Origin of the sequence: Brevibacterium sanguinis, assembly GCF_003315415.1 — a bacterium.
In the GTDB taxonomy this organism is placed as follows: domain Bacteria; phylum Actinomycetota; class Actinomycetes; order Actinomycetales; family Brevibacteriaceae; genus Brevibacterium; species Brevibacterium celere_A.
In genome coordinates this window covers 77,037-103,601 of the sequence record NZ_QNSB01000009.1, presented here as the reverse complement: position 1 = coordinate 103,601, position 26,565 = coordinate 77,037, and the positions used below count along the sequence as shown (strand labels likewise).

At 67.5% G+C, this 26,565-nt stretch carries 27 protein-coding genes and 1 tRNA gene; 16 read left to right on the top strand and 12 right to left on the bottom strand.

The window, feature by feature from the left end; translation table 11 throughout:
• Positions 1-73: 73 nt before the first annotated feature.
• The 4 genes from mfd (at position 74) to eno (ending at position 6,434) form a co-directional block, all read left to right on the top strand.
• The gene (gene mfd / locus DFO65_RS13140) at positions 74-3,661 is read left to right on the top strand and encodes a transcription-repair coupling factor (RefSeq protein ID WP_113904895.1); all 3,588 of its coding nucleotides are present in this window, start codon (positions 74-76) and stop codon (positions 3,659-3,661) included.
• Positions 3,658-4,134: a MazG nucleotide pyrophosphohydrolase domain-containing protein gene (locus tag DFO65_RS13135; RefSeq protein WP_113904894.1), complete on the top strand. Its 477-nt coding sequence runs from the start codon at positions 3,658-3,660 to the stop codon at positions 4,132-4,134. The genes mfd and DFO65_RS13135 overlap by 4 nt, the downstream gene beginning before the upstream one ends.
• Entirely contained in the window at positions 4,131-5,018 is an 888-nt protein-coding gene (locus tag DFO65_RS13130) for a tyrosine-protein phosphatase (RefSeq protein ID WP_113904893.1), read from the top strand. Before DFO65_RS13135 ends, DFO65_RS13130 begins: the two co-directional genes overlap by 4 nt.
• Before the next feature lie 135 nt (positions 5,019-5,153).
• Positions 5,154-6,434: a phosphopyruvate hydratase gene (eno, locus tag DFO65_RS13125; protein WP_113904892.1), complete on the top strand. Its 1,281-nt coding sequence runs from the start codon at positions 5,154-5,156 to the stop codon at positions 6,432-6,434.
• Positions 6,435-6,704: 270 nt separating this feature from the next.
• On the opposite strand, the gene DFO65_RS13120 is transcribed toward eno, so the two are convergent.
• Positions 6,705-7,871 (bottom strand): DUF559 domain-containing protein, encoded by a 1,167-nt coding sequence (locus DFO65_RS13120; protein WP_245940755.1) that lies wholly within the window; start codon positions 7,869-7,871, stop codon positions 6,705-6,707.
• Positions 7,872-8,414: 543 nt separating this feature from the next.
• On the opposite strand from DFO65_RS13120, the gene DFO65_RS13115 reads away from it, so the two are divergent.
• From DFO65_RS13115 to DFO65_RS13090, 6 genes are all read left to right on the top strand, one after another.
• Positions 8,415-8,819 (top strand): FtsB family cell division protein, encoded by a 405-nt coding sequence (locus DFO65_RS13115; RefSeq protein WP_245940750.1) that lies wholly within the window; start codon positions 8,415-8,417, stop codon positions 8,817-8,819.
• A complete protein-coding gene (locus tag DFO65_RS13110; protein ID WP_181778726.1) occupies positions 8,819-9,382 on the top strand; it encodes a DUF501 domain-containing protein in 564 nt (187 codons plus the stop codon). Before DFO65_RS13115 ends, DFO65_RS13110 begins: the two co-directional genes overlap by 1 nt.
• A 54-nt stretch (positions 9,383-9,436) precedes the next feature.
• Positions 9,437-10,384, top strand: a complete 948-nt coding sequence (locus DFO65_RS13105) for a Ppx/GppA phosphatase family protein (RefSeq protein ID WP_113904888.1) — start codon at positions 9,437-9,439, stop codon at positions 10,382-10,384.
• Between the two features lie 13 nt (positions 10,385-10,397).
• The gene (locus DFO65_RS13100) at positions 10,398-11,690 is read left to right on the top strand and encodes a S8 family serine peptidase (protein ID WP_113904887.1); all 1,293 of its coding nucleotides are present in this window, start codon (positions 10,398-10,400) and stop codon (positions 11,688-11,690) included.
• Between the two features lie 79 nt (positions 11,691-11,769).
• Positions 11,770-13,149 (top strand): NAD(P)/FAD-dependent oxidoreductase, encoded by a 1,380-nt coding sequence (locus DFO65_RS13095; protein ID WP_113904886.1) that lies wholly within the window; start codon positions 11,770-11,772, stop codon positions 13,147-13,149.
• Positions 13,150-13,300: 151 nt separating this feature from the next.
• On the top strand, positions 13,301-14,164 hold the full coding sequence (locus DFO65_RS13090) for a hypothetical protein (RefSeq protein WP_147233362.1): 864 nt from the start codon (positions 13,301-13,303) through the stop codon (positions 14,162-14,164).
• Between the two features lie 60 nt (positions 14,165-14,224).
• On the opposite strand, the gene DFO65_RS13085 is transcribed toward DFO65_RS13090, so the two are convergent.
• Positions 14,225-14,830: an NAD(P)-dependent oxidoreductase gene (locus DFO65_RS13085; protein WP_113904884.1), complete on the bottom strand. Its 606-nt coding sequence runs from the start codon at positions 14,828-14,830 to the stop codon at positions 14,225-14,227.
• An 88-nt stretch (positions 14,831-14,918) separates the two neighbouring features.
• Here DFO65_RS13085 and DFO65_RS13080 point away from each other — a divergent pair, with 88 nt between their 5' ends.
• Entirely contained in the window at positions 14,919-15,314 is a 396-nt protein-coding gene (locus DFO65_RS13080; protein ID WP_113904883.1) for a winged helix-turn-helix transcriptional regulator, read from the top strand.
• Here the strand turns inward: DFO65_RS13080 and DFO65_RS13075 are convergent.
• Positions 15,250-15,741: a hypothetical protein gene (locus DFO65_RS13075; RefSeq protein WP_113904882.1), complete on the bottom strand. Its 492-nt coding sequence runs from the start codon at positions 15,739-15,741 to the stop codon at positions 15,250-15,252. The genes DFO65_RS13080 and DFO65_RS13075 overlap by 65 nt on opposite strands.
• A 78-nt stretch (positions 15,742-15,819) precedes the next feature.
• Positions 15,820-15,896 (bottom strand) — tRNA-Leu (locus DFO65_RS13070).
• 100 nt (positions 15,897-15,996) lie between these two features.
• On the opposite strand from DFO65_RS13070, the gene DFO65_RS13065 reads away from it, so the two are divergent.
• The 3 genes from DFO65_RS13065 to DFO65_RS13055 all read left to right on the top strand — a co-directional run bounded on the left by DFO65_RS13065 (position 15,997) and on the right by DFO65_RS13055 (position 18,767).
• A complete protein-coding gene (locus DFO65_RS13065) occupies positions 15,997-17,208 on the top strand; it encodes an MFS transporter (RefSeq protein WP_113904881.1) in 1,212 nt (403 codons plus the stop codon).
• A 70-nt stretch (positions 17,209-17,278) separates the two neighbouring features.
• Complete coding sequence (ppk2, locus tag DFO65_RS13060; protein ID WP_181778725.1) at positions 17,279-18,199, top strand: polyphosphate kinase 2; 921 nt, start codon at positions 17,279-17,281, stop codon at positions 18,197-18,199.
• A 145-nt stretch (positions 18,200-18,344) separates the two neighbouring features.
• The gene (locus DFO65_RS13055) at positions 18,345-18,767 is read left to right on the top strand and encodes a ChaB family protein (protein WP_113904879.1); all 423 of its coding nucleotides are present in this window, start codon (positions 18,345-18,347) and stop codon (positions 18,765-18,767) included.
• A 112-nt stretch (positions 18,768-18,879) separates the two neighbouring features.
• Here DFO65_RS13055 and DFO65_RS13050 read toward each other — a convergent pair whose 3' ends face one another.
• From DFO65_RS13050 to DFO65_RS13020, 7 genes are all read right to left on the bottom strand, one after another.
• Positions 18,880-19,161, bottom strand: coding sequence for a hypothetical protein (locus DFO65_RS13050; protein ID WP_113904878.1), 282 nt, complete (start codon positions 19,159-19,161; stop codon positions 18,880-18,882).
• Positions 19,162-19,312: 151 nt separating this feature from the next.
• The gene (locus tag DFO65_RS13045; RefSeq protein ID WP_113904877.1) at positions 19,313-20,218 is read right to left on the bottom strand and encodes an SDR family oxidoreductase; all 906 of its coding nucleotides are present in this window, start codon (positions 20,216-20,218) and stop codon (positions 19,313-19,315) included.
• Between the two features lie 211 nt (positions 20,219-20,429).
• Positions 20,430-21,518 carry a TIGR01906 family membrane protein gene (locus DFO65_RS13040; protein WP_113904876.1) on the bottom strand — a complete coding sequence of 363 codons (1,089 nt, stop codon included), beginning with the start codon at positions 21,516-21,518 and terminating at the stop codon, positions 20,430-20,432.
• A gap of 156 nt (positions 21,519-21,674) precedes the next feature.
• Positions 21,675-22,601 (bottom strand): AEC family transporter, encoded by a 927-nt coding sequence (locus tag DFO65_RS13035; protein WP_113904875.1) that lies wholly within the window; start codon positions 22,599-22,601, stop codon positions 21,675-21,677.
• 86 nt (positions 22,602-22,687) lie between these two features.
• Positions 22,688-23,008 (bottom strand): hypothetical protein, encoded by a 321-nt coding sequence (locus DFO65_RS13030; protein WP_113904874.1) that lies wholly within the window; start codon positions 23,006-23,008, stop codon positions 22,688-22,690.
• A gap of 103 nt (positions 23,009-23,111) precedes the next feature.
• Entirely contained in the window at positions 23,112-23,456 is a 345-nt protein-coding gene (locus DFO65_RS13025; protein ID WP_113904873.1) for a DUF202 domain-containing protein, read from the bottom strand.
• Positions 23,453-23,833, bottom strand: a complete 381-nt coding sequence (locus DFO65_RS13020; RefSeq protein ID WP_428844227.1) for a YidH family protein — start codon at positions 23,831-23,833, stop codon at positions 23,453-23,455. Before DFO65_RS13020 ends, DFO65_RS13025 begins: the two co-directional genes overlap by 4 nt.
• Positions 23,834-23,912: 79 nt before the next feature.
• Between DFO65_RS13020 and DFO65_RS13015 the strand changes: the two genes are divergently transcribed.
• The gene (locus tag DFO65_RS13015; RefSeq protein WP_113904871.1) at positions 23,913-25,202 is read left to right on the top strand and encodes an Nramp family divalent metal transporter; all 1,290 of its coding nucleotides are present in this window, start codon (positions 23,913-23,915) and stop codon (positions 25,200-25,202) included.
• Positions 25,203-25,233: 31 nt separating this feature from the next.
• Positions 25,234-25,809, top strand: coding sequence for a DinB family protein (locus DFO65_RS13010; protein WP_113904870.1), 576 nt, complete (start codon positions 25,234-25,236; stop codon positions 25,807-25,809).
• On the opposite strand, the gene DFO65_RS13005 is transcribed toward DFO65_RS13010, so the two are convergent.
• On the bottom strand, positions 25,764-26,282 hold the full coding sequence (locus DFO65_RS13005) for a GNAT family N-acetyltransferase (protein WP_113904869.1): 519 nt from the start codon (positions 26,280-26,282) through the stop codon (positions 25,764-25,766). The two genes, DFO65_RS13010 and DFO65_RS13005, sit on opposite strands and share 46 nt — an antisense overlap.
• Between the last annotated feature and the right edge of the window lie 283 nt (positions 26,283-26,565).

The following is a 26,565-nucleotide window of genomic DNA, read 5'->3' as shown; positions in this document are numbered from 1 at the left end:
GAGACTCTCGGCGGTCGCCGTGACCTGAGCGCGGTCGCCGCCTTCCCGCGTCAGTGCCGTGTTCTAGACTTGTGTGGTGCTCAACGGACTCGATCTCACACGGCAGAACCCGACCATCAACGACCTCGTCGAGGCGTTCTCCGACCCGGGGACGACCGGGGGGACGATCGATGCGATCAGGGGTCTGTGGCCCTCGATCCTGCGCAGGACGGTCGAGACCTCGGGGTCGGGGACGTCGGCGCCCCAGCTCATCGTCACCGCCACGACCCGCGAGGCCGAGGATCTCGCGCGCTCGATGGCCGACTGGATCCCCGCGGAGTCCATCGCGGTCTTCCCCAGCTGGGAGACCCTGCCGCACGAGCGGCTCTCGCCGCGCTCCGACACCGTCGGCCAGCGGCTGTCGATCCTCCGCCGGCTCACGCATCCCAGGCCCGGCCAGGAGCTCGCGCTCATCATCGCCCCGGTCCGCGCCTTCCTCCAGCCCCTGGTCAAGGGCCTCGGGGAGATCGAGCCGATCGAACTGGCCCGCGGTGACGAGTACGGCATCGACGACCTCGCCCAGAGACTGACGGAGCTCGCCTACTCCCGTGTCGACATGGTCTCCCGCCGCGGCGAGTACGCCGTGCGCGGCGGAATCGTCGACGTCTTCCCGCCGACGGCCGACCACGCCCTGCGCATCGAGTTCTTCGGCGACGAGGTCGACGAGATCCGGGAGTTCGCCGTCTCCGACCAGCGCTCCATCCCCGCCGAGGCGGATGCGGCACCGCTCAGCCTCGTCGCCCCGCCGTGTCGTGAACTCCTCCTCACCGACTCCGTCCGCCGACGGGCCGCCGAGCTGGCCCCGGCACTGCCGTCCGCCGCCGACATGCTCGAGAAGATCGCCGGCGGGGTCGCGGTCGAGGGAATGGAGTCGCTGTCGGCCGTGCTCGCCGACGGGATGGAGCCGCTCATCGCGCTCCTGCCCGCCGGCACGAAGATCGTCATCACGGAGCCCGAACGGGTCCAGGCGCGGGCCGCCGACCTCGTCGTGACGACGAACGAGTTCCTCGAGGCCGCCTGGTCCGGGGCCGCCGCAGGAGGCGAGTCGCCCATCGACCTCTCCGCGGCGACCTTCCGCACCGTCGATGAGATGCGCGAGGGCGCCCTGCTCATCGGCCTCGCATGGTGGGAGCTCGGAGGATTCTCGACGGACGAGGACCTCGTCACCGCCACCGACAACGTCTTCGCCGTCCCCGCCCGCGCCCCTCGCGGCTATGCCGGCGACGTCGAGGCCATCCTCGCCGACGTCAGAGGCCTCATCCACGACAGGTGGCGCATCCTCGTCCTCACCGAGGGCCAGGGCCCGGGACTGCGCATGGTCGAGGTGTTCTCGGAAGCGGGGCTGCCGGCGACCTTCGTCGACGATCCCACCGACCTCGCCGAGGCCGTCGTCACGGTGACGACGGCGGCTCCCTTCGGCGGCTTCGTCTTCGACGACCTCAAGCTCGCGGTGCTCACCGAAGCCGACGTGCTCGGACGGGCGGCGGCCACCTCGACGCGGGACATGCGCCGACTGCCGACCCGCCGCAAGCGCAACCAGGTCGATCCGCTCAACCTCACGCCCGGCGACTTCGTCGTCCACGAGCAGCACGGGGTGGGCCGGTTCGTCGAGATGACGCAGCGCACGAGCGGCAAGGGTCCGAACAAGCACACCCGCGAATACCTCATCATCGAGTACGCCCCGGCCAAGCGCGGCCAGCCCGGCGACCGGCTCTACGTGCCCAGCGACTCCCTCGACCAGGTGAGCAGGTACGTCGGCGGGGAGAACCCGAGCCTCAACAAGATGGGCGGCGCCGACTGGCAGTCGACGAAGGCGAAGGCGCGGAAGGCGGTCAAGGAGATCGCCGGGGAGCTCGTCCGCCTCTACTCGGCGCGGCAGGCCACACAGGGCCATGCCTTCAGCCCCGACACCCCCTGGCAGCGGGAGCTCGAGGACGCCTTCCACTACGTCGAGACGAACGACCAGCTCACGACCATCGACGAGGTCAAGGCCGACATGGAGAAGACGGTTCCGATGGACCGTCTGATCTGTGGTGACGTCGGCTACGGCAAGACCGAGATCGCGGTGCGCGCGGCATTCAAGGCGATCCAGGACGGCAAGCAGGTCGCCGTCCTCGTGCCCACGACCCTCCTCGTCCAGCAGCACTTCGAGACCTTCGCCGAGCGCTATTCCGGATTCCCCGTCACGGTCGGGGCCCTCTCCCGGTTCCAGACCAAGCAGGAGTCCGAGAAAGTCGTCGAGGACCTCGCCGCGGGCAAGCTCGACCTCGTCATCGGCACCCATCGCCTCCTCAGCGGAGAGGTCCGCTTCAAGGACCTCGGCCTCGTCATCATCGACGAGGAGCAGCGCTTCGGCGTCGAGCACAAGGAGACGCTCAAGGCCATGCGCACGAACGTCGACGTCCTCGCGATGTCGGCGACGCCGATCCCGCGCACCCTCGAGATGGCGGTGACCGGCATCCGCGAGATGTCGACCCTGGCGACCCCGCCCGAGGAGCGCCACCCGGTGCTCACCTATGTCGGCAAGTACGATGACAAGCAGATCAAGGCCGCGATCCGCCGTGAGCTCATGCGTGAGGGGCAGGTCTTCTATATCCACAACAAGGTCAGGGACATCGAGTCGATCGCCGGTCACATCGCCGAGCTCGTCCCCGAGGCGCGGATCGCGATCGCCCACGGGAAGATGAACGAGCAGCGACTCGAACAGGTCATCGTCGACTTCTGGGAGAAGAAGTACGACGTCCTCGTGTGCACGACGATCGTCGAGACGGGAATCGACATCGCGAACGCGAACACGCTGATCATCGACCAGGCCGACAGGTTCGGGCTCTCCCAGCTGCACCAGCTGCGCGGACGGGTGGGCCGCGGTCGCGAACGCGCCTACGCCTACTTCCTCTACCCGCGTGACACCCAGCTGACGGAGACCGCCCACGACCGGCTGACGACCCTGGCCGCGCACACGGAGCTCGGCGCCGGAATGCAGGTGGCGATGAAGGACCTCGAGATCCGCGGAGCCGGCAACCTCCTCGGCGGTCAGCAGTCGGGGCACATCGAAGGAGTCGGGTTCGACCTCTACGTGCGCCTCGTCGGGGAGGCGGTCGCGAACTTCCGCGGAGAGGCCACCGAGCCCGAAGCAGAGATGCGCATCGAGCTCCCCGTCGACGCGCACCTGCCCGCCGAATACGTCGACCACGAACGGCTGCGACTCGAGGCGTACCGGAAGCTCGCGGCCGCGGCGAACGAGGAGGAGCTGCGCGAGGTCCTCGACGAACTCGTCGACCGCTACGGGCCCTATCCCGGACCCGTCGGCGTCCTCGCCGATGTCGCCCGACTGCGCATCCGGGCGAAGGCCTCCGGCGTCAGCGACATCGTCATGCAGGGCAATTTCATCCGGTTCGGGCCGCTCGAACTGGCCGACTCGCAGGTCGTGCGCCTCAAGCGGCTGTACCCGAAGTCCCTGCTCAAGCCGACGATCCGCTCCGTGCTCGTGCCGAAGCCGCTGGCAGGTGACGGGTTCGGGGCCAAGGAGATGACCGACTCGGATGTCCTGCGCTGGGCCCACCAGTTCCTCGACGCCATCGTTCCCGTCGTCAAGGCCGAACCCGCCGAGGTGAGCGGATGACGGGCGCGGCCGGATTCGACCGCGTGGTCGAGGCGATGGCGACCCTGCGCAGGCGCTGCCCGTGGTCGAGTGCGCAGGACCACGAGAGCCTCGAGAAGTTCGCCCGCGAGGAGACCGAGGAGCTCATCGAGGCGCTTGAGGACTACCGGGCGGAACCGACCGCGAGGCACCGCGATGCGGTCATCGAGGAACTCGGCGACGTCTTCTACCAGGTGCTGTTCCACTCGGCCCTGCTCGACGAGAGCGGCGACAGTGTCGACGGTGGGACGAACGACAGCGCGGCAGGCGGCACCCCCTACGGTCGGACGCTGCAGCTCATCGTCGACCGGCTCGAGGAGAAGCTCGTCCGCAGGCACCCGTTCGCGTTCGGGGAGGGAGCCGACGACTCGACGATGGCTCCGCTCGCCGCCGTCGAGGCCGAGTACAGTCGCATCAAGTCTCTGGAGAAGCAACGGAAGGACGCCGCGGGATGAGTCTCGACCGCATCGACATCGAAGGAACGTTCAACTTCCGCGACATCGGGGGAGCGCCGATCTCGACCCCGGCGAAGGCCGCGGTGCTCGCGAGCCTCGACGGCTCGGACGACTTCCGCCTGAGCTCAGCGGGGGAGACCGACGCACCGATCGCCTCGGCGCGGGGACTGTCCGTGGCCACCGGAGCGGTGTTCCGGGCGGACGGGCTCGCCCAGCTCACCGACAGGTCGCGCGCGCAGATCGCACGGCTCGGCATCGGCACGGTCGTCGACCTGCGCGACATCGGCGAGCGGGCGAAGCTCCCCGATGCGCTCGACGGGCTCGACGTCGAGTACATCGAGCTGCCGGTCTTCGAGGACCAGTTCTTCCCCGCGAAGCGCCCGAGCCGGGAGGAGATGGAGAAGGCCGCGAAGGTCACCGGCATGGACCTCACCGACCGGTCGCTGGAGAAGATCTACACCCTGATGATCTCGCACTTCGGGCCGCGGCTGGCGCTCGCGGTCGACACCATCGCCGAACACGCCGAATCCGGTGTCGTCTTCCACTGCTCGGCCGGCAAGGACCGCACCGGAGTGGTCGCGGCCTTCATCCACGAGCTTCTCGGAGTCGACCGGGAGGACATCCTCGCCGAGTACTCGGTCACTCAGCAGCACCTGTCCGGGGCCTTCCTCGAGGCGATCATGCGGGACTTCGCCGATGCCGGCATCTCGGGCGATCTCGCCACCACGGCGACGGCGGCACCCCCGGAGCTCCTCGCGGCGACGCTCGATCGCATCACCGAGGCCTACGGCGATCGGGGAGTCGAGGGCTACCTGCTCGACCAGGGGATGGATCCGGAGACGCCGGCCCGGCTGCGCCGAGCGCTCGTCGTGCCCGCGGACTGAGTCGAGCACTCGCATCCAGCCGACTGAGTCGGGCGCTCGCGTGCCCGCGGACCGAAATGAGCCGGGCTCGCAGGTGCACTAAGCTGGCCTGCAGGCGCATGTTCCCCATGTGATACCAATACGAAGGAGTTGTCAGTGGCTGAGATCATTGCCGCAAATGCCCGTGAGATCCTCGATTCCCGGGGAAATCCCACCGTCGAGGTGGAAGTGCTGCTGGCCGACGAGTCCGTCGGTCGCGCCGGAGTGCCCTCGGGTGCGTCCACCGGTGAGTTCGAGGCTGTCGAGCTGCGCGACGGCGACCCGGAGCGCTACCTCGGCAAGGGCGTCACCAGCGCCGTCGATGCGGTGATCGATGAGATCAACGAGGTCATCGTCGGCCTGGAGAGCGACGACCAGCGTCTCGTCGACCAGGCGATGATCGAACTCGACGGAACCGCGAACAAGTCCCGGCTCGGCGCAAATGCCCTCCTCGGCACCTCACTGGCCGTCGCCCGTGCGGCTGCGGTGTCGGCGGACCTGCCTCTCTACCGGTACCTGGGCGGACCGAACGCGCACGTCATGCCGGTGCCGATGATGAACATCCTCAATGGCGGCTCCCATGCCGACTCCAACGTCGACATCCAGGAATTCATGATCGCCCCGATCGGCGCCGCGAGCTTCCACGAGGGACTGCAGTGGAGCGTCGAGGTCTACCACGCGCTCAAGAACGTGCTCAAGGACCGCGGACTGGCGACCGGGCTGGGCGACGAGGGCGGATTCGCTCCGAACCTCGAATCCAACGCCGCCGCGCTCGACCTCATCCTCGAGGCCATCGACGCCGCCGGCCACCGGGCGGGACGCGACATCGCGCTGGCCCTCGACGTCGCCTCGTCGGAGTTCTACAGCGACGGCGCCTACGAGTTCGAGGGTGCGAAGAAGTCGGCCGAGGAGATGGCCGCCTACTACGAGGATCTGCTCGGCCGGTACCCGCTCGTGTCGATCGAGGATCCGCTCGATGAGAACGACTGGGACGGCTGGGCGACGCTGAGCGCCTCGGTCGGGTCGAAGGTCCAGCTCGTCGGCGACGACCTGTTCGTCACCAACCCCGAGCGCCTGCAGCGCGGCATCGAGAACGACACCGCCAACTCGCTGCTCGTCAAGGTCAACCAGATCGGCACCCTCACCGAGACCCTCGACGCGGTCTCCCTCGCGCAGACCAACGGCTACACGACGATGATCTCGCACCGTTCCGGTGAGACCGAGGACACGACGATCGCCGATCTCGCCGTCGCGACCAACGCCGGCCAGATCAAGGCGGGCGCACCGGCCCGCTCGGAGCGCGTGGCGAAGTACAACCAGCTCCTGCGCATCGAGGAGCAGCTCGGCGATGCCGCCCGCTACGCCGGCCGGAAGGCGTTCCCGCGCTTCCAGGCCTGAGCCGAACGACCCGAACCCCGCTGAGGCGGGGATCGGAACCTCGCCGAGGCGGGGGTGGGACGAGCCGCAGTGCTCGCCTCGCCCCCGCCTCGGCGCATACTGCCGCACTGCCCACCGTGCGCCGCAGGCCCTATGCAGCGCACTGCCCACGCGCGGCACGGCAAGTCCTACATTCGGCCGCACTGCTTACGGCAGGCTCTCCACGTCCGACAGCTGGCCGCAATGCGCCTCCGTGCAGCGCGAAGTTTTTTGCCTGAGGGTGCCGAGTGTTCACGCCGCGCGCATGAGAACCTGCTTGATCTCCTGGAACTTGCGCTCCTGGAAGAGCTCCTTCCAGGTGATGCGGATGACGCGGTAGCCGTGTTCGCGGAGCCAATGCTCGCGTCGGCGCTCCTTCTCGAGTTCCTCACGGGGTACGCCGGAACCGAGGTACAGTTTGCCGATTCCATCGACCTCGACGATCAACCGAGCACTGCGGTGACAGAAGTCGACGCGGACGCTGAATGACTCGGATCCGAGGACCACCTGCGGATCGAGTCCGCTGAGGCCGTGCTGATAGAACCTGACCGCCGCGATCGACTCGGCGGGGGATTCGCGCCTGCCATCGGCCAGGTCGAGGGCGAGACGAACCCTCTTGGTGTTCCTCTTCTCCGCACATTCCGACAAGGTCGTGGTGATCCGGTCCAGCGTCGTGAGATTGCGATGCAAAGCGCTGTCGAGCATTGCGACCGAGATATCGAGGCTGTAGCTGCGCGCGACATCGATGAGCGTCCGCTCCAAGGTCGTCACCCGAGCCCCCATCACGCGGACCTGGTGCTTCTTCGGCACCGTGCTGCTGCGCACATGGATGCTCTTGAACCGCCGGTCGACGCCTGGACGGAACACCTCGACCTGGTGAGTGACCGGGTAGGCGATGGGCAGCCCGTGAATGAGCGCGGCCGACACGTGTGAGAAGATCTCAGGCTTCTCCTCGCTGCGCTGTCCAGGAGCCGCGGCATATCCGGATGATCTGTGATCGCCTGCGGAATCCTGGCGTCGGCGGAACTTCAGTTCGCATCGTGCCATGACGGCGGCATGCAGCGCTTCGGTCTGATCGCGGATGTCACCGTACCGGGTGAACTCGTCATGAGCGTTCTCCTCGATGCTCGCCCACAAGGGCCGGTGACTGTGGATGGTGCAGACGTGGCGAGCGACGTACACACCTCGAGAGAGTCGGAGGAGGCAGCATCGGCGGGCGCGCCGGATCTCCTCGGAGGTGAATCCGAGTCGCGTGAGGTCCTGCGTGGTGAGAATTCTGTACATGACAACAAACTCCATCAAACAGAGACTTTCGTCAACCACGTTGTTAAAACCTGTTGATAACTCTGTGGATAAAGCGCTCGGACGTGGCGTCGATGGCCGGCGCAGTGAGTGGTACCGCGAGCGGCGCGTTCGCATACCCCACCGTCAGCGCCATTCCTCCTCCTAGGACGGGGATGGTGTGCGGCTGCCGGGAGGGAGCGCGCGGCGATCAGGGTGGTGTGTAGCTACAGGTAGGCAGTGTGCGGCGAACGGGGTGGTGTGTAGCTACAGGTAGGCAGTGTGCGGCGAACGGGGTGGTGTGCAGCTACTGGCAGGGAGTGCGCGGCGAACGAGAGGTTGTGCGGCCGCCGGTGCGGGGTGCGGGATGGTCGCCTGCGCCGCACGCCCTGCCGCCGGCTCGGGGCGTTGTGCAGCTCGGGGTGCGGAGTGTGAGATGGACCGTCGCGAGCGGCCCCGCACCTCTTTGCGGACGCGGCATTTCGGATGGCGGGACCGAACACGCCATGACACGGAAATCCTCGCACCGGGATGGCGAACACGGCACACTTGGAAGTGCTGCCGCCGCCTTCCCAATCCTCGGCTGCAGCGGAAAGAGACATGGTCCCGAGCAAGCCCAAGAACAGCGCACCGCGATCGGCTCCGGGCAGAGCCGCACCTCGGCGACGCCCTGCTCCGGTGGTGGAGGCTCACGCCCCGAGCGACCGACGCCGGGTGTCCTGGCGCACGGGCATCTTCCTCGTCGTCATCGCGCTCGTCCTCGTCATGTTCCTGCCCTCGATCAATTCCGCGCTCAAGCAGGCCCAGCAGATCGCCGCGCTCAACAATGAGATCGATTCCACTCGATCGGAAGTCGAGGCTCTGGAGGAGAAGAACGAGCAGCTCAAGGACCCCACCTACATCGCGCGCAAGGCCAGGGAAGAGCAGTACTACGTCGAGAAGGGCAAGAACGCCGTCATCGTCACCAATCGCGAGCCCCGATCGGAGGACGAGAAGGAGGCGGAGCGAACCGGGGGCAAGCAGGCCTGGTACCTTGAGTTGCTGGAGTCGATACACGAGGTCGGCAATACCGTGGAGAAGGGCTGATGATCACAGAGTGCACCGAGGCGGATTTCGCCACTCTCCGAGAGCAGTTGGGGCGCATTCCCCGCGGGGTCGTCGGGATCGCCGCCCGCAGCACCTCCGGCGAGCCCCTCGTCGTCGCCACTGCTCCGCGCCTCGAGGATGGGACCCCGTTCCCCACGACGTTCTACCTCACCCATCCCGCGTTCGTCGCCGAGTGCTCGCGCCTGGAAGCGGCAGGGATCATGGCCGAATGGACGGCCGAGCTCACGACCGATGACGAGCTCGCCGCATCCTACCGGAAGGCCCACGAGGAGTATCTGGCCACGCGGTCGGCGATCGGGTCGCGGGCCGGAATCGCCGAGGTGAAGGAGATCGATGACTTCTCCGCCGGAGGGATGCCGACGCGGGTCAAATGCCTGCACGCCCTCGTCGGACACGCGCTGGCCGCCGGACCAGGGGTCAACCCCATCGGCGACCGGGCGATCTCCCTGATGACCGACGTGCCCACCCCCGCCGTCACCCGTGCCGAGGCCGACGAGGACCCGGACGGGACCACCACCTCGGCGAACGAGGCCAGCGAGTAGGCTGGGAACACGACCGACGAGCCGTAGGACCGATTCGAGAAACAGGACCAATCCATGCGTGTAGCTGCATTCGACTGCGGGACCAACTCCCTGCGCCTGCTCATCGCCGACGTCGACGAGGACGGGAACCTGCACGAGCTGCGCCGGGAGACGCGCATCGTCCGGCTCGGCCAGGGTGTCGACGCGACCGGTGAGTTCGCGCCCGAGGCGCTGGAGCGCACGTTCGCGGCAGCCCAGGAGTTCGCCGAGGCGGCCGCCGAGTTCTCGCCCGAGAAGCTTCGTTTCGTCGCCACCTCCGCCAGCCGGGACGCACAGAACCGCGACGAGTTCTTCGCCGGAATCTTCCGGATACTCGGGGTCGTGCCCGATGTCATCACCGGAGACGAGGAGGCGCAGCTGTCGTTCCTCGGCGCCACCGTCGGCCGCGGCATGGACTCCGGACCATTCATGGTCATGGACCTCGGCGGCGGTTCGACCGAACTCGTCCTCGGCACGAGCGGCGTCGAATCCGCGGTGAGCATGGACATCGGCTCGGTGCGACTGACCGAGAGGCACATGGCGACCGACCGCCCCGACTCCGAGCAGATCGCGGCCGCAGTCGCCGACATCGAAGAACACCTCGATCAGGCCGCGACGATCCTCGACTTCTCCGCTCCCCGGACCTTCATCGGCGTCGCCGGAACCGTGACCACCCTGACCGCGGGGATCCTCGGACTCGACAGCTACCAGCGGGAGCGGATCCACGGCGCGCATCTGAACGTCGGCGACATCGAGCGCCAGGCCGACGAGCTGCTGAGCATGGACCGCGAGGCCCGGGCCGCACTGCCGTACATGCACCCGGGCCGCGTCGACGTCATCGGCGCCGGAGGACTCCTCTTCTCCCGGGTCGCCCGCCGGATCGATGCCGCGGTCGTGTCGACGGGTGCGGAGCTCGACATCACGGTCTCGGAGACCGACATCCTCGACGGCATCGCCCTCGACCTCACGCGGCCGCCCCAGTGATGCGGAGCCGCTGATGATCTCGGTCCCGGTCGTCCGCAGCGCCCGATCCTCGACTCACCGCGCACAGGCGGCGGCGAGACTCGCCTGCGTCTCCCTTCTCGTGCTCGGACTCGTCATGGGGCCCGCGCAGTCGGTCGCGGCCGCGCCGAAGGCCGGGCCGGGCCAGTGGTTCATCAAGGACTACGGCATCGACAAGCTGTGGGAGACGTCCACCGGCGACGGCGTCAAGGTCGCCGTCATCGACTCCGGCGTCAACGCCGACCACGAGAACCTCAAGGACGTCGTCGGGGAGTCCAAGGACTTCAGCGGCCTGGGCAAGGACGGCACGACCCCGATCGGCGGTCAGGACACGATCCATCACGGGACCGCGGTCGCCGGAGTCATCGCCGGGCAGGGTGGGGGAGCCGGCCCCACGGGAGTCGCGCCCGACGCCGAGATCCTCTCCGCCTCGATGTGGCTGGGACCGGACCGGCCCAAGGACTCCGGTTCGACGAGGGACCAGGCCGCCAAGGCCCTGAGATGGGCCGTGGACTCCGGGGCGAAGGTCGTCAACATGTCCCTCGGCTGGGACGATCCCGCCTGGCCGCAGAGCTGGGACGAGGCCTTCGCCTACGCGTACGAGAAGGACGTCGTCGTCATCGCCTGCGTGGGAAATGCCTCCCAGGGGGCGACGCAGGCCTGGTCGCCCTCGACCGTGCCCGGCGTCGTCGGCGTGGGAGGACTGGGCAAGGACGGCAGGGTGCTCGGCGAATCGACCGCTCCGGGAACCGCCGTCGACCTCATGGGCCCGGCCGCGGACATTCCCATCCCGTACTACTCGGGCGGCTACGCCGAGGGTCAGGGCTGCTCCTTCGCCTCCCCGGTGGTCTCCGGGGTGGCCGCGCTCATGCGGGCCGAGAACCCCGACCTCAGTGCCGACGAGGTGACCGCCAAGCTGCTCACCACCGCGAAGCCGGTCGAGGGCCACAAGGGGCGGAGCACCGCCGACAAGCCCGACCCGATCGTCGGCTGGGGCCGGCTCGACCCCGTCGCCGCGATCGAGGCGGATGTGCCGAAGTCGGTGCCGAGCGCCGCCGATGCGCTCGCCGATTGGGTGAAGATGCACAGGCGGGGCTCAGCGGACGCATCGGAGACCGGAACCGCGGCTCCCGACGAGGAGAGCAGCCCGAAGGCGGTCGCCCCGAAGGACGTCGTGTCCTCCCAGTCGACGCCGATCCTCGGCTATTCCGTCCTCGCCGTCGGCGGCTTCGCAGCCCTGGTCCTGCTGGTCGCAGCGGGCCTGTCGCACCGTCGCCGACGCCGCTGAGATTTCGCCCGATTGCGGGCCTGATCTGGGCTGGCGCCCCGAATTCGTGAATGTTTTCACAAGGCTCTAGGATGGGCTCATGGCACTCATCAGAAACTCGAAACTGCGTCCACGAATCCTTGTCGTCGGCGGCGGCTACCTCGGTCTGGTCACCGCACAGAATCTGCTGAAGAATCTCGGCCGCGGTGAAGCCACCGTGACGGTCGTCGATCCCAATCCCTACATGACGTACCAGCCCTTCCTCCCCGAGGTGGCTGCGGGCTCGATCGAACCGCGTCACGCCGTCGTGCCGCTGCGCCGCAATCTGCCCGGCGCCGAGGTCATCACCGCCAAGGTCACCTCGATCAACCACGCCGACAAGTACGTCGTCGTCGAGCCCGAGAACGACGAAGCGTTCGAACTCGACTACGACCACATCGTCCTCGCCGCGGGCTCCGTCGCCCGCGTGCTGCCGATCCCCGGCCTCAAGGAGAACGCGATCGGCCTCAAGCGCATCGAGGAAGCCGTCGCCCTGCGCGACCACCTCCTCTCGCGCGTCGCGGACGCCTCGCTGATGGAGGACGACGACGAGCGCCGCAAGGCTCTCACCTTCGTCTTCGTCGGCGGCGGATTCGCGGGCATCGAGGCCCTCACCGAACTCGAGGACGTCGTCCGCTCGGCCGTGGCCCAGTACGAGACCCTCACCGACGCCGACGTCCGCTTCGTGCTCGTCGAGGCGATGGATCGCGTCATGCCCGAGGTCGGCGAGGCGCAGGCCCGCTGGGTCGTCGAGCACATGCGCGAACGAGGCATCGACGTCTACCTCGAGACCTTCCTCAAGGACTGCACGGACAAGCGCGTCAAGCTCTCCAGCGGCGAGGAGTTCGACGCCGACACCATCGTGTGGTCGGCCGGCGTCAAGGCCAACCCGCTCCTCATCGACTCGGACCTGCCGATCGACGAACGCGGTCGCGTGACCGTGCGCGCCGATCTCCGGGTCGAGGGCGAGGATGGAGTCGTCGAGGGCGCTTGGGCCGCCGGCGACAACGCCGCCGTTCCCGACCTGTCCGGCGGAGGCGTCGGCGGCTACTGCGTTCCGAACGCTCAGCACGTCGTGCGTCAGGCCCCCGTCCTGGCCGCCAACGTCCTCGCCGCTCTGCGCGGAGAGACCGAGTTCAAGCAGTACTTCCACAAGACCATCGGCTCCGTCGCCGGTCTGGGACTGTACAAGGGCGTCTCGCAGATGGGTGATTTCGAAGCCCGCGGATTCCTCGCCTGGCTCATGCACCGCGCCTACCACGGCTACGCGATCCCGAGCATCGACCGCAAGGTCAAGGTGTTCGGCAACTGGATCCTCAACGCCGTACTCGGTCGCGACAACCTCCCGCTCGTCGACCTCGACGTTCCGCGGAAGAACTTCGTCGAAGCCGCGAACTCGAAGCCGGCACCGCAGAAGAAGAAGGAACCTGCCAACGCCTGATCCGCTGCGCAGGTTCGTGAGCTCGAACTGATGACTGACCCGCCGAGGCGGTGCCGCTGACCCGCGGCACCGCCTCGGCGTCTGTCGTGCCCGGACCCGACAGACGCCGCTGACCGCCCTCACCGCGGACGACGCACGGTAGCCTGGGTGGATGAGGACACGTGCAGTGATCATCCTGGGGGCGCTGGCCCTCCTCATGGCCGGCTGCAGCGCTCCGCCCTGGCAGCCTCTCGCCACGCAGACGACTCCCGCGGATCCGCCGGCCGGGACCGGAGCCGCTTCCCGTCAGGGCGAGGACCTCGTCGAGCGGGATGCCCTGCCGGCCGGACACTGCGGGCAGGCCCCCGCCGAGTTCGAGTCGAAGGTGTACCAGGGCACTCCCGGGACCGAGTGCGCCGAGGCGATCAGGGCACTGGAGGCGATGGCGCAGGGCCGCGACGACGACTCCCTGCATGTCGAGGGACACGGCACCGACGTGCTCGGCTGGTCGTGCCTGTTCCCGATGGACACCGAGATCACCGACTACTCGCTCACCATCGTCTGCGAGAAGGCGGGGCAGAAGTTCTTCGTCCGCCCTGCCTCGGTCGACGTGCCCGCCGGCTACCATGTCGCACCGTGGGACTACCTCGGCAACGGGATGGGATCGGGCGGAGACGTCTACTTCACGACGGAGACCCGGAAGCATCAGTGCGGCTTCATCGAGGACCGCGTCGGCTGCGACAACCACAGCTTTCCCGACGACCTTCCGACGGTCGACTATATGGGCGCTCAGCAGCAGCCGACCGCGATCGAGCTCGCAGACTCGGGCCCGGCTCGGTTCACCGCCTACGGCGACCCCGTCTACAGCCTGCTCTCGGACACGGGAGAGTGGGGAGCCGAGACGGAGGTGCTCGGCTACGGCCAGATCCTCATCGTCCGGGGAATCACCTGCACGACCGATGAGGAGCGCGGAGTCGTGTGCACGAACGGGGGCCACGGCTTCGAGATCTCCTCGAGCGACTATGCGCTGCACTGACCACGGGCGCCGAGGTGACTGTCGGGCGGATGCCTGGCCGCCACCTCGGCGAGGAGGAAGTCAGTTCGCGACGGTGAAGCGGGCGTCGACGTGCCGCGGGTTCTCGATCTCATCGACCATGGCGATCGCGAAGTCCTCCGCCGAGATCGTGTCGCCGACCGGCGAATCGAGGCCGAGGGTGAACGTGCCGGTGCGCTCGCCCGGGGCGATGACCGGGGCCGGAGAGATGAGCGTCCAGGGCGAGTAGTCGCCGGAGCGCAGGATCTCCAGGGCACGCGCACCGGTCTCGGCCTCGGCCCTGTACATCTCCGGAAAGTCGAGTGAGTCCTTGAGCATGACGCCGTCGACGAGGAGAGACCCTGCGCCGCCGACGACGAAGATCCGCTTGTCACCGCTCGCGGCTGCGATGGTCCTGACAGCGTCGAGCCATTCGCCGTGGTCGCCTCCGGTGCGGCTCGGGCCGGTCGTTGAGACGATGATGTCGTGGTCGGTGACGACCGCAGCGGCGAATGCGGCGTCGCCCATGTCGCCCTGGATGGTCCGGCTCGCACCGGGAACCTCCGTGCCCGAGCGAGTGATCGCGGTGACCTCGAGTCCGCGATCAGTGGCTTCCTTCGCCACGCGTGAGCCGACCATTCCCGATGCTCCGAAGAGTGCGATTCTCATGGTGAGTCCTTACGTCGTTGGTGGTGGTGACGCCTCGACGGTATCCTTGAGATATCACGTACCTCAAAGATACTAATGGAGTCGTTCGATGGGAATCAGCTGGGAAGGCAACGCCTTCGACCCGGACTGTCCGACTCGGGTGATCCTCGACCGGATCGGGGACAAGTGGACCGTGCTCATCATCGACATCCTCGAGTCGGGACCACTGCGCTTCAACGAGATCCGCCAGGCGATCGGGGGCATCACACCCAAAGTGCTCACCTCGACTCTGCGATCGCTCGCCGCCGACGGGCTCATCACCCGAGAGGCACACGCCGAGGTGCCGCCACGCGTCGAATACCGGTTGACGGACCTCGGACGGTCTCTGCGCGAACCCGTCTCCACGCTTCGCCGGTGGGCCGAACTCAATGCCTCGGCGATCACCGACAGCCGTGAGCGCGACAGCGGTCCTGATGAGAGCCGATCGCGGCGAGCACCTCGGTGAGCTCCCGCAGCTCACCGGCGATCCGGTACCGACGCGGACGGCCGGAGTAGACCCAGCTCTGCGTGATCATCGATGCGCTCGCGCCGCCCGTCGTCGCCTTGAAGTCCTCGACGTCGAGGACCGCGGTCCGATCGGTGAGCAGGCGCTTGCGCAGGTCGGGGGAGAGGGCGGACCAGTGATCGGCAGCCTCATAGCCGATGACATGCCACGGCCGGCCGGCCTCCCGATAGGCCAGGGGCCTTGCGCTCAGGGTGGAGATCGCATCGAGGTCGGTGACCGAGAGCGATCCTTCCGGACAGGTTTCCGAGGGCAGCGAGCCCTCGGTGGATACGACCATCGCCGGACCGGCGGTCGCGCCCACCCTCGGATCGTCTGCGCCGGTCACAGGCTGCGGCGGATTCCCGGGTGAGAGGAGCATCGAAGTCATAGGGACATCATGCCCGAGGGGAAGCGGGCGCGGCCAACCGAGCACGGCAGTGATCCCGGCACAGCATGGTCCGTCTCCTGGTCCCCCCAGTGGGACTCGAACCCACACTGAATCGATTTTAAGTCGACTGCCTCTGCCGATTGGGCTATAGGGGGGCGGCACCGAAGCACCGAGGACACTGTATACCGGCCGGAGCTCCCGCCGCGATCCGAGACATGGCCCCCGCAGGCAACCGGACCCGTCTAACCTCGAGGTATGACCGAGAATGCGCCCCGTGCACAAGCGTGGGTCATCCTCGTCATCAGCGTGGTCGCGCAGATGGCGGCGACGGTCGCGATCACCGGTCCCGCGTTCCTCATCCCCCACCTGAGCACCGAGCTCGGATATTCGCTGACGCAGGCGGGCACCATCGCGGTCGCGCCGAGCTACGGGCTTATCCTCACCCTCATCGCCTGGGGCGCCTTCGCCGATCGCTTCGGTGAACGTCTCGCAATCATCCTCGGCATCACGCTCACGGCCCTGTCGACGCGTCTCGCCCTGCCGCTCGTCGGCTCCCCGCTGTGGATGACGGTGCTCATCGCCGCCTCGGGCGCGGCGGCCGCCTCGGTGAACTCGGCGAGCGGACGCATGATCATGGGGTGGTTCCCCCGTCACCGGCGCGGACTCGCCATGGGCATCCGGCAGATGGCACCGCCACTGGGCACGAGCGTGGCGGCACTGGCCGTCCCGCCCATCGCCGCGGACCACGGTCTTGCCGGGTACCTGTGGTTCATCGTCGCCGTCAACGGAGTCATGGCGCTCGTGTGCGTGGTCGTCATCCGCAATCCCCCTCACGCCGAGGTGGTTCCCGCGGAGACCGAATCCGCCGGGCCGGTCGCCGCGGCGCAGAATCCCTACCGCAGCGACTCCTTCCTGTGGAGGATCCACGCGGCCTCCGCGCTCCTCGTCATCCCGCAGTTCGCGTTCTCGACCTACGGCCTCATCTGGCTGATCAGCACCCAGAGCCTCGACGCGGGACTCGCCGGCGGCGTTGTGGCCGCCTCCCAGCTCGTCGGAGCGCTGGGCCGGATGGTCGTCGGCGGCATCTCCGACAGGGTGGACTCCCGGGTCGGGCTCATGCGCATCGTCGCGGTGCTCGCTGTCATCCTCGTCAGCGGCGTCGCCCTCGTCTCCCTCGAGCCCATGCCGCTCGTCGCGGGAATCGTGTTCATCCTCGCGGCGACGATCTCGGTGGCCGACAACGGGCTCGCCTTCGCCTCGGTGGCCGAAGCCGCCGGAGGCCGGTGGGCGGGAAAGGCCCTCGGCGCCCAGAACACCGGCCAGTTCGTCATGTCCGCGGCACTCGGCCCGGGCCTCGGAGCACTCATCACCCTGTGGGGATACCCGCTGGCCTTCGCCGCCGTCGCCCTTGCCCCGCTGCTGAGCCTGACGATCATTCCGAAGAGGGATCTCGATCGGATAACCTGACATTCACCTTGGAGCAGTACCGTGCCGAAGGCGCGCGCCCTCACCCGAGACGGCGCTGCAGTGGAAGTCGATGTCGAGGAGGGCACTTGTGACCAGTCTGCCGAACGAGAACCTGCGAGAGTACATCGACAAGCTTCGCCTCGAAGGCTACCGGGTCGACGACGGTCACACTCCTGATCCGCGGCTCATCGACCCCCTCGGCCGTGCCGTCGAGACCTGGCGTGAAGGCTATCCCTACCCCGAGCTCATGGAGCGGGAGGAGTACGAGGTCGAGAAGTACCATCTGCAGGTCGAGCTGCTCAAGTTCCAATACTGGGGTCAGGACCACGACCTCAAGCACGTCGTCGTCTTCGAAGGCCGCGACGCCGCCGGCAAGGGCGGGACGATCAAACGATTCACCGAGCATCTCAACCCTCGCGCGGCGAAGGTTGTCGCCCTCAACAAGCCCTCCGACCGTGAGGCCGGGCAGTGGTACTTCCAGCGCTACGTCCAGCATCTGCCGACGAACGGCGAGATCGTCATGTTCGACCGCTCGTGGTACAACCGGGCCAACGTCGAACGGGTCATGGGCTTCTGCACGGACGACGAGTACGAGACCTTCATGGAGCAGGCGCCGGTGTTCGAGAAGATGCTCATCGACTCCGGCATCCACGTGACCAAGTTCTGGTTCTCCGTCACCCAGCGTGAGCAGCGGACCCGCTTCGCGATCCGGCAGATCGACCCCGTGCGGCAGTGGAAGCTCTCACCGATGGACCTCGAGTCCCTGGACAGATGGGAGGACTACACCGCGGCGAAGGAGGAGACGTTCCGCCGCACCGACACCGATCACGCCCCGTGGATCACGGTCAAGAGCAACGACAAGAAGCGCGCCCGCCTCAACGCCATGCGCTACTTCCTCAACCAGTTCGACTATGAGGGCAAGGATCCCGAGGTCGTCTACGCACCCGATCCCCTCATCGTGCGCCGGGGCCGCGACGCCGTCGACGACTGATTCCCCGGCACCTCGGACAGGCCCCTCGGCCGTTCGAATCGGACGGGGCCCTCGACCGTCCGACCTGCACGGGGCCCTTGGCATGACGGGGTGTGAGCGGTAGCGTGCGGAGAACCGAGGATGCGCCGACCGAGAGGTGAGAACCATGCCGAAGACATCGAAGAGCGGGAAGCCGAAGAAGTCCGAGCTCCCGTCGACCCTGCAGAGGTCGGACGAGAAGGCCCAGCGCACGTTCGCGAAGGCACACGACTCCGCCCTCGAGGAGTACGGGGACGAGGAGCGCGCGTACCGCGTCGGATACCAGGCGCTCAAGCACACGCATGAGAAGGTCGGCGACGCCTGGCGCCCGAAGGAGGAGGCGGGCCCCTCGGACGCCCAGAGCGAGGGAGGCAAGTCGACCGAGAGGCCGACTGCTGGGGGAGTCGACGCCAATGCGTCGAAGGAGCATCTCTACGAACTGGCGAAGGAGCTCGACATCGCCGGTCGCTCGACGATGTCGAAGGACGAACTGGTCGAGGCGCTGCAGAAGGAGAACGCGCGCCGAACGAAGTCCTCGAAGGGCAGCTAGACACGACTGCGCCCCGGCAGGGCGCTTCACCACCGAGGCACAGAACTCCTGAATGCTCCTCCCGGTTCCTCACGGTCCGACGATCGGACGGTGAGGAGCCGGGACCCGTCGATCAGTCCGGAGGCTCCGAGGGCGGGGTCTCGTCGGAGCGCGTGTCACCGGCCGCGAGGTCGGCATCGTCGGCCTTCGATTCGTCGATCGCCGTGTGCGAACCGTCGGCGTTCTCGATGAGGGTCACACCCTGTTCGTCGGCGACCTGCTGGAGGCGCTCCTCGGAGTCGTCCTCCTGATAGCCCGCATCGGCGCCTGATTCCATGTCGGAGGTGCCGGCGACCGGCTCCAACGACTCATCGAGGCCCTGGGCGGCATCCCGCAGTTTCTTCTCGTTGCTCATGGGACTTCCTTCCGATCATTGTTCGGCCAGCTCGTCCGCTGCGCTCCACCTCGACTTTCGTGCGGATGGCCCCCGGCCCCTGAATGACCAGGAGTCGGGGTGCGGCCATTCTCGCACACGCGTCTGCCGAGCGGAAGCACTGATGACGCGCTCACGGTGCGGGCGTTCCGCCGTTGACATTGAGTGTCTCGCCGAGGACGTAGCTCGATTCCGGCGACGTCAGGAAGACGTAGGCCGGTGCCAGCTCTGTGGGCTGGCCGGCCCGCCCGAGCGGCGTGTTCTTGCCGAACTTCGGCAGCGCCTCCTTGGGCTGACCGTCGGAGACCTGGAGGGGAGTCCAGATCGGTCCCGGTGCCACGGCGTTCACCCGGATGCCGCGGGGTGCGAGCTGCTGGGCAAGCCCCTTGGTGAAGTTGTTGATCGCCGCCTTCGTCGACGCGTAGTCGATGAGGTGTGTCGAGGGCTGGTAGGCCTGGATGGACGTGGTATTGACGATCGTCGACCCCTCGGGCATGACGGGAACGGCGGCCTTGGTGACGTGGAACATGCCGAAGATGTTCGTATGGTAGGTCTTGGCCCACTGCTCGTCGCTGAGGTCCTCGATCGCCTCGACGGCGATCTGCCGGCCCGCGTTGTTGACGAGGGCGTCGAGTCCGCCGAACTCCTTGACGGTGGCGTCGACGAGATCCCGGCAGTACTGCGGATCGGACAGGTCACCTGGGTAGAGGAAGGCGCGCTGGCCGGTCTCCTCGACGTAGTCGCGGATCTCCTCCGCATCGGACTGCTCGGCGGGGAGGTAGGAGAGCGCGACGTCGGCTCCCTCCCGGGCGAAGGCGATGGCCACCGCGGCGCCGATCCCGGAGTCGGCACCGGTGATGAGCGCTTTGCGGCCCTTGAGCCGGCCGGTCCCGCGGTACGAGTTCTGGCCGCGATCGGTCTGCGGGATCAGCTCCTTGTCGAGGCCCGGCTCGGGCTGATCCTGCTTCGGTGGAGTGATGTCCGGGAACCGGGTCACCGGATTCTGGAAGGTCAGTTGATCGGTGTCATGCGTGGACATGTGCGGCTCCTTCGAAGAGATCGACATCGCGGACGTTTTCGACGCTACCGGTCTGACTTCTGGGGCTCAAGGCGTTCCATGCATTTCACAGGTTGACCAGCCGGAATGCAGTGCGGCTGCTCCCCGCGCGAAGGATGGTGCAGAGAGGGCACCGAGGCAGGGATTCGGCCGGGTGGAAGGGGAAAGGCCACCCGGCCGGGTTCGTGGTGGCTCAGCTGGCCTTGGCGCTGTCCTTGGCGGCCCGGCGCAGTGCCCTGCGCTGCTTGTGACCGGCGAAGCTGAAGCAGAAGAGGACGATCGCGAGGAGGACGACGATCCCGCCGACGGCGATCCCCGCATCGACCCAGAACTGGGGCGGGAACAGTCTGATGAGCGAATCGTCGAGGTAGAACTCCCAGGTCCCGTCCGCGAAGAAGATGCGGTGGAAGCCGCGGAAGAAGGTGTCCCAGCCGAGGAACGCGAGCACCGCCGTCGCGGCCAGCGCGACGATCGTGAGGATCGATCCCAGGCGCACGCCGAGGTGGATCCCCGGCCCGTTCCGACGGGAGAGGATGAGCGCGAAGATGATGACTCCGATGACGCCGATGAAGGCGATGAGGTAGAGCAGGGAGATGAGGCCCTTGACATCGGCCATGTGGGAGAGCTCGTCCGAGATGAACACCGGCTCCCCGTTGGGCAGGATGACGTCGGCGAGGTAGCGGCGGGAATCGAGATTGTGGAGGTAGTCGATGACGTACGTGCCGTAGTGCTCCCGGTCGGAGGCGCTGAACCCGAACTCGTCGGCCGGGAACCCGGGACGGAAGTACTCGAACTTGAGGAACAGTCCGGAGGCGACGAAGCGCACGGCCAGGGCGAGCAGGATGAACGGTGTCGCCAGGGCGATCCAGATGATCCCGATGACGTCGAGCGGGCTGCGGCGCCTCTCGGGGACCTCGGGGTCGTTGCGGTCCGTGCCGGTGGCCGCTCGGGTGACCGCGGCCCAGTCCTCTTCGCTCATCACCGAGGCGCCCGCCGGCACGGTGCGGGTCGATCCCGTCGCCACCTCCCGGGTCGGACCGGTGTCGGTGGAGTGCGCGGGGTAGGCGGGGGCGACCCGCACCGCCGAGGTGGATCCGGTGGTGGGTCGTGGCTCCTCGCGGACGATGTCGTCGGTGATCGGATCGAACGCCTCGGTGTCGGTCGAGGGGTCGTTCGCCGCTTCGAGCGGAGGTTCGGAGTGCTTTCCGGCAGCGCTCGTGGAGCCTGAACTCATCCGCCTGCTCAGGAGGTCTTCGGTCTCGTTCTTCTCGTCTGCAGCCACAGTCCCATTGTCATCGACGGTGTCGGGCGACCAGGGGATGACACGCCAGGGAGGCCGAGGATCGCACCGACCGCCGAAGGGCCGGTGCCCGCGTGAGGACGTCGGCAGTGGCGCGCAGGTCCCGTGATCAGCGCAGCGCCGGTGGCCGGAGGAGCGCTAACCGAGCAGGGCCGCGATGATGACGAGCGTGGGCACCGCGAGGACGGTGGTGATGAAGACGGCATCGCGCATGAGCGCTTCGGACTGCTTGTACTGCATCGAGTAGATGTAGACGTTCTGCGCCGTCGGCAGGGCGGAGGTGACGACGATGGCCAGCAGGTCGACGCCGGTGTACCCGAGCAGTGGCCCGCCGATGACCCAGGCGATGAGAGGCTGGAGGAAGAGCTTGGCTACCGTGATGAAGGACAGCTGTTTCCTCGTTCCCGCGACCGGCAGCGACCAGCCGTCCTTGAGGGAGATCCCGAAGGCGAGGAGCGCCCCGGGCACCGCCGTGGCGCCGATCATGTCGATCGGTTCGAAGACGAAGCGGGGGAGTTCGAAGCCCGTCGCCGAGGCGGCCACGCCCGCCCCGGCGCCGAGCACGATGGGGTTGCGCAGGACCTGGAGCACCGCCGAGTACCAGCGCCGGTCGTGCTTCTTCGTCCCGGTCGAATCGAGCACGGCCATGCCGATCGGGGCGAGGACGAGGAGCTGGAACAGCAGCACCGGCGCGACATAGCCGATGTCTCCGAGCACATAGGCGGCGATCGGGATGCCGAGGTTGCCGATGTTGACGTAGCTGACCGCCCATGCCGAGAACAGCGCCTCTCCCGTGCCGCGGCGGCGGATCCAGCGAGTGAGCGCGAAGAGCAGGACGCCGACGATGACGGCCGAGCCGCCGGTGGCGAACAGCGCGGTGTTGAAGATGAGCCCGAGGTCAGTGCCCGCCACCGTGACGTAGAGCAGCGCCGGGGTGCCGGCGTAGAAGACGAGTTTGGCGATGACCTGCTGCCCGGTGGGGCCGAGGACCTCGCTTCGCCCGAGCAGGAACCCGGTGAGGATCACTCCTGCGATGACGGCGAAGCCTTCGAAGACGGCGAGCATGGGCTACCGATCCACCCCGCTTCCGCGAGGCGGGTACTCGATGTTCTCGGGAGGAGTCACTGGTCTGGCGACGGAGACCGGAGAGCTCAGCCGTCGGAAGGCGCGGCGTCGACGGCGAAGTGCGCGGCCGCCGAGACGGCCGCGGTGACCGAGAGCACGGACGGCCAGGCCCCGATCCTCTTGGCCAGTGGGTGGGAGAGGCCGAATCCGCCGAGGTAGCCCAGGGTCAGCGCGGTGGTCGCAGGCCACCCCTTCTTCACGGCCCAGGTCCTGGTGGCGTAGGCGCCGGCGGCGGCGAGCACGACTCCGCCGAGGGGCCGGATCCCTGTCTCGCGAGCGGTGAGGTATCCGCCGACTAGTCCGAGGGCGACGATCTGGGCGGTTGAGACTTCACGAGCATCCTTCATACCCACCAGTGTAGGGAAGGGCACCCATCGCCGCGGCCCTCGGGGAGGTGTCGTCGGGCATGCGTGCCCCGATGTCAACGGCAGGACTCGGGGGATCCGTCGCTCATCCGACGGTGACCTCGAGGACGGTGGCGACGCCGAGGGCGGCGATGAGGCACACGGAGGCGGTGAGGAACAGGACCGCCAGGGGAGTCGGTCGTCCGCGTTCGACCCGGATCGAGTGGACGCCGAGGCGATAGCGGCGCACCTGCAGGGCGATGGCGGCGATCGCCAGTGCGAGGCAGAGGACGAAGATCGCGATCGCGGAGGCGTGGAAGATGTGGATCCACCGGATGAAGAGCAGACTGACGACGATGAGCGTCAGACTCGTGCGCAGCCAGGACTGCGTGGTCCGCTCCGGCTGCAGTCCCGGATCCTCGTGGGGACGGGACGCGGGTGACGAGGTCACAGGAAACCGGCGAAGACGAGGACGAGGAGGCCCGCCCCCAGCGCCGAGGCGAGGCTGACGATCGGGATGATGAGCGGCAGCGGCAGCGAGCGACCGCGCCGCATCGCGGTCTCGATCCGGAACCAGCGCACCGCGGCGCCCGCCGCCAGGACGAACCCGATGCTCATGAGGACGATCGACAGGCTCGCCCGCAGGGTCGGTGCGAAGATCGCCGAGGTGAATGCCTCGACCGCGATGCCCCCGCCGATGAAGGCGAGGGCGGTGCGGATCCAGGACAGGAACGTGCGCTCGTTGGCGAGCGTGAAGCGAGGATCGGGGTCCTCGCCGTCGGGGAACATCCGTCTGGCGATCCTGCTGCGGGAATCGTCGTCAGTCACCCCTCGAGGATAGCCTGTCGCCACGGTGGAGTCCGAGCGACCATGCGCTCGCGGGAGGGGCTGTGATGGAATGGCTCACATGTCGAAGAACTCACAAGCACCGATCGATCCGGAAGCCTTCGACGCTCCCGGACCGGCGAAATGGAAGATCATCGGTCCCGGACTGGTCGTCGCCGCGACGGGAGTCGGAGCCGCCGATATGGTGGCGACGCTCGTCGCCGGCAGCCAGTACGGCTATGCCCTGCTGTGGGCGGTCATCGTCGGCGTGATCCTCAAGATCATCCTCGTCGAGGGCGCCGGACGCTACACCCTGGCCACCGGGCGCACGATCTTCGAAGGGTGGCGGTCACTGGGGCGGTGGACGACGTGGTACTTCGGTCCCTACATCCTCATCTGGGGATTCGTCTACGGCGCGACGGCGATGAGCTCGGCCGCCCTGCCGGTCGTCGCCCTCTTCCCCAGTCTCGATCTCACCATCTGCTCGGTGCTCATGGGACTGGCCGGCTTCGCCATGGTCTGGTTCGGACGCTACGCGTTCTTCGAGAAGGTCACCGCGGTCCTCGTCGGCATCATGTTCGTCACCGTCGTCGGACTCGCCGTCATCGCCGTGCCCAACGTCCCCGACATGCTCAAGGGCCTCATCCCCCTGATCCCCGAGGGCGGGGTCATCTACACCCTCGCGCTCGCCGGCGGGGTCGGCGGCACGATCACCCTGGCCGCCTACGGCTACTGGCTGCGCGAGAAGGGGTGGTACACGCCCAAGTGGATGCGCGTGATGAGGATCGACAACTCGATGGCCTATGTGATGACCGGGATCTTCGTCATCGCCATGCTCATCGTCGGCGCCGAGGTGGTCCGCGCCGCCGGCGTCTCGATCTCCGGCGGGGACGAGGGTCTGCTCGATCTCTCCGACGTCCTCAACGACCGCTACGGCGAGGTCGTCGGCACCGGGTTCCTCATCGGCTTCTGGGCCGCGTCGTTCTCGTCGATCATCGGCGTGTGGAACGGAGTCTCGCTGATGTTCGCCGACTTCTGGGGCCACATGCGGAACAAGCCCGGTGGGCATCCGGACACCCTCACCGGTGGGAAGTACTTCAAGTTCTACCTGCTGTGGCTGACCTTCCCGCCGATGCTCCTGTTCCTGCTCGGCAAGCCGATCGGCCTCATCCTCGCCTACGGTGTGCTCGGTTCGCTGTTCATGCCCTTCCTGGCACTGACGCTGCTCGGACTGCTCAACGGCAAGCGCGTCCCGAAGGAATGGGCGAACAGACTGCACACCAACATCGCCCTGGGCATCACCGCCCTGCTCTTCATCGTCCTCGGCGTCCACCAGCTCTACACGAGCCTCGCCCCGATCTGGGGCGGCTGACCAGGGCCTTCGCCAAGGGTAGGGTGTGACCATGAAGACGATCCTGCGCGATTACCTGCAGTCGAGCCGAGAAGCCCTGCTGTGGAAGCTCGACGGGCTCAGCGAGAGGGAGCTGCGGCTGCCACGGACCCCGACGGGCATGAATCTCCTCGGGATCGTCAAGCACATGGCGCAGGTGGAGATCGGCTACCTCGGCGACACCTTCGGCAGACCCTGGCCGAATCCCGCCGAGGTGATCGCCGACGAGGTGTTCGACTCCGACCCGCAGGCCGACTGGTACGCGACCGCGGACGAATCCGCCGCCTCGGTCTGCGATCTCTACCGACGGGTGTGGGCCTTCGCCGACGAGACTATCGAATCGCTTCCGCTCGACGCGCGCGGACGCGTCCCGCACTGGGCCCCGCCGCAGGACGAGGTCACCCTGCACCGCGCCATCGTCCACGTCCTCGTCGAGCTCAGCCGGCACCTCGGGCAGGCCGACATCCTGCGGGAGGGGATCGACGGCCGGATCGGGATGAAGGTCGACAACACCAACATCCCCGACGACCAGGACTGGGATGCCTACGTCGCGAAGCTGACCGCGCTCGCGGACAGGACGATCCGGTAGATCTCCTTCTGCCCGCCGAACACGATCTCGTTTCGCCACCAGGACATCCCGGCGCTCAGCGCAACCGCGCGAGAGGCCGCATTCGCCGGATCGATGATCGCGATGAGGTCTCCGATGTCCTTCTCGCGTGCGAACTCGATGCAGGCACGGGCCGCCTCTGCGGCATATCCGCGACCCTGAGCAGAGGGCGACAGGTGGTAGCCGACTTCGACCTTCCCTCCATTGATGTCCTGGAGAATCAGACCGCACTCACCGAGGAACCGACCGCTGAGGTCTTCGAGAATCCACAGGCCGAATCCCAAAGCCGCGTAGCTGTCCCGGTTGCGGCGAATCCACAAAGCGCATTCCTCGAGTGTCTTCGGCCGGGGATAGAAGGCCATGACTTGCGGATCGCCGAGCAGCGAATGGACGAGATCGAGATCGGCAGTAGTCATCTCGCGGAAGACGATCCGCTGCGCTGTCGGCAGTCCCATTCCCACAGTCTAAGTGCCGCTGCCGCTGGGCGCTGGAGCTGCTGGCAAGTCCGCAATTGCGGCCGGTGAGGCCTGCTCGGGTGGAGTCGATCGATCTCACAGGAATAGTCCACGCCCTCACTAGGGAGGTCATGCAAGGAGGACCGACATCCGGCTGGAGAAACACTGCTTCGTTTTCAGCCGGGTCTACCGGCGGCAGCCAGGCGTGACGCTGATCGGTTGAAACGGATCGCCCTCGACCAATCTCCATGAGTACAAGCCTGAGTTTGTGTTAGACTGGTCT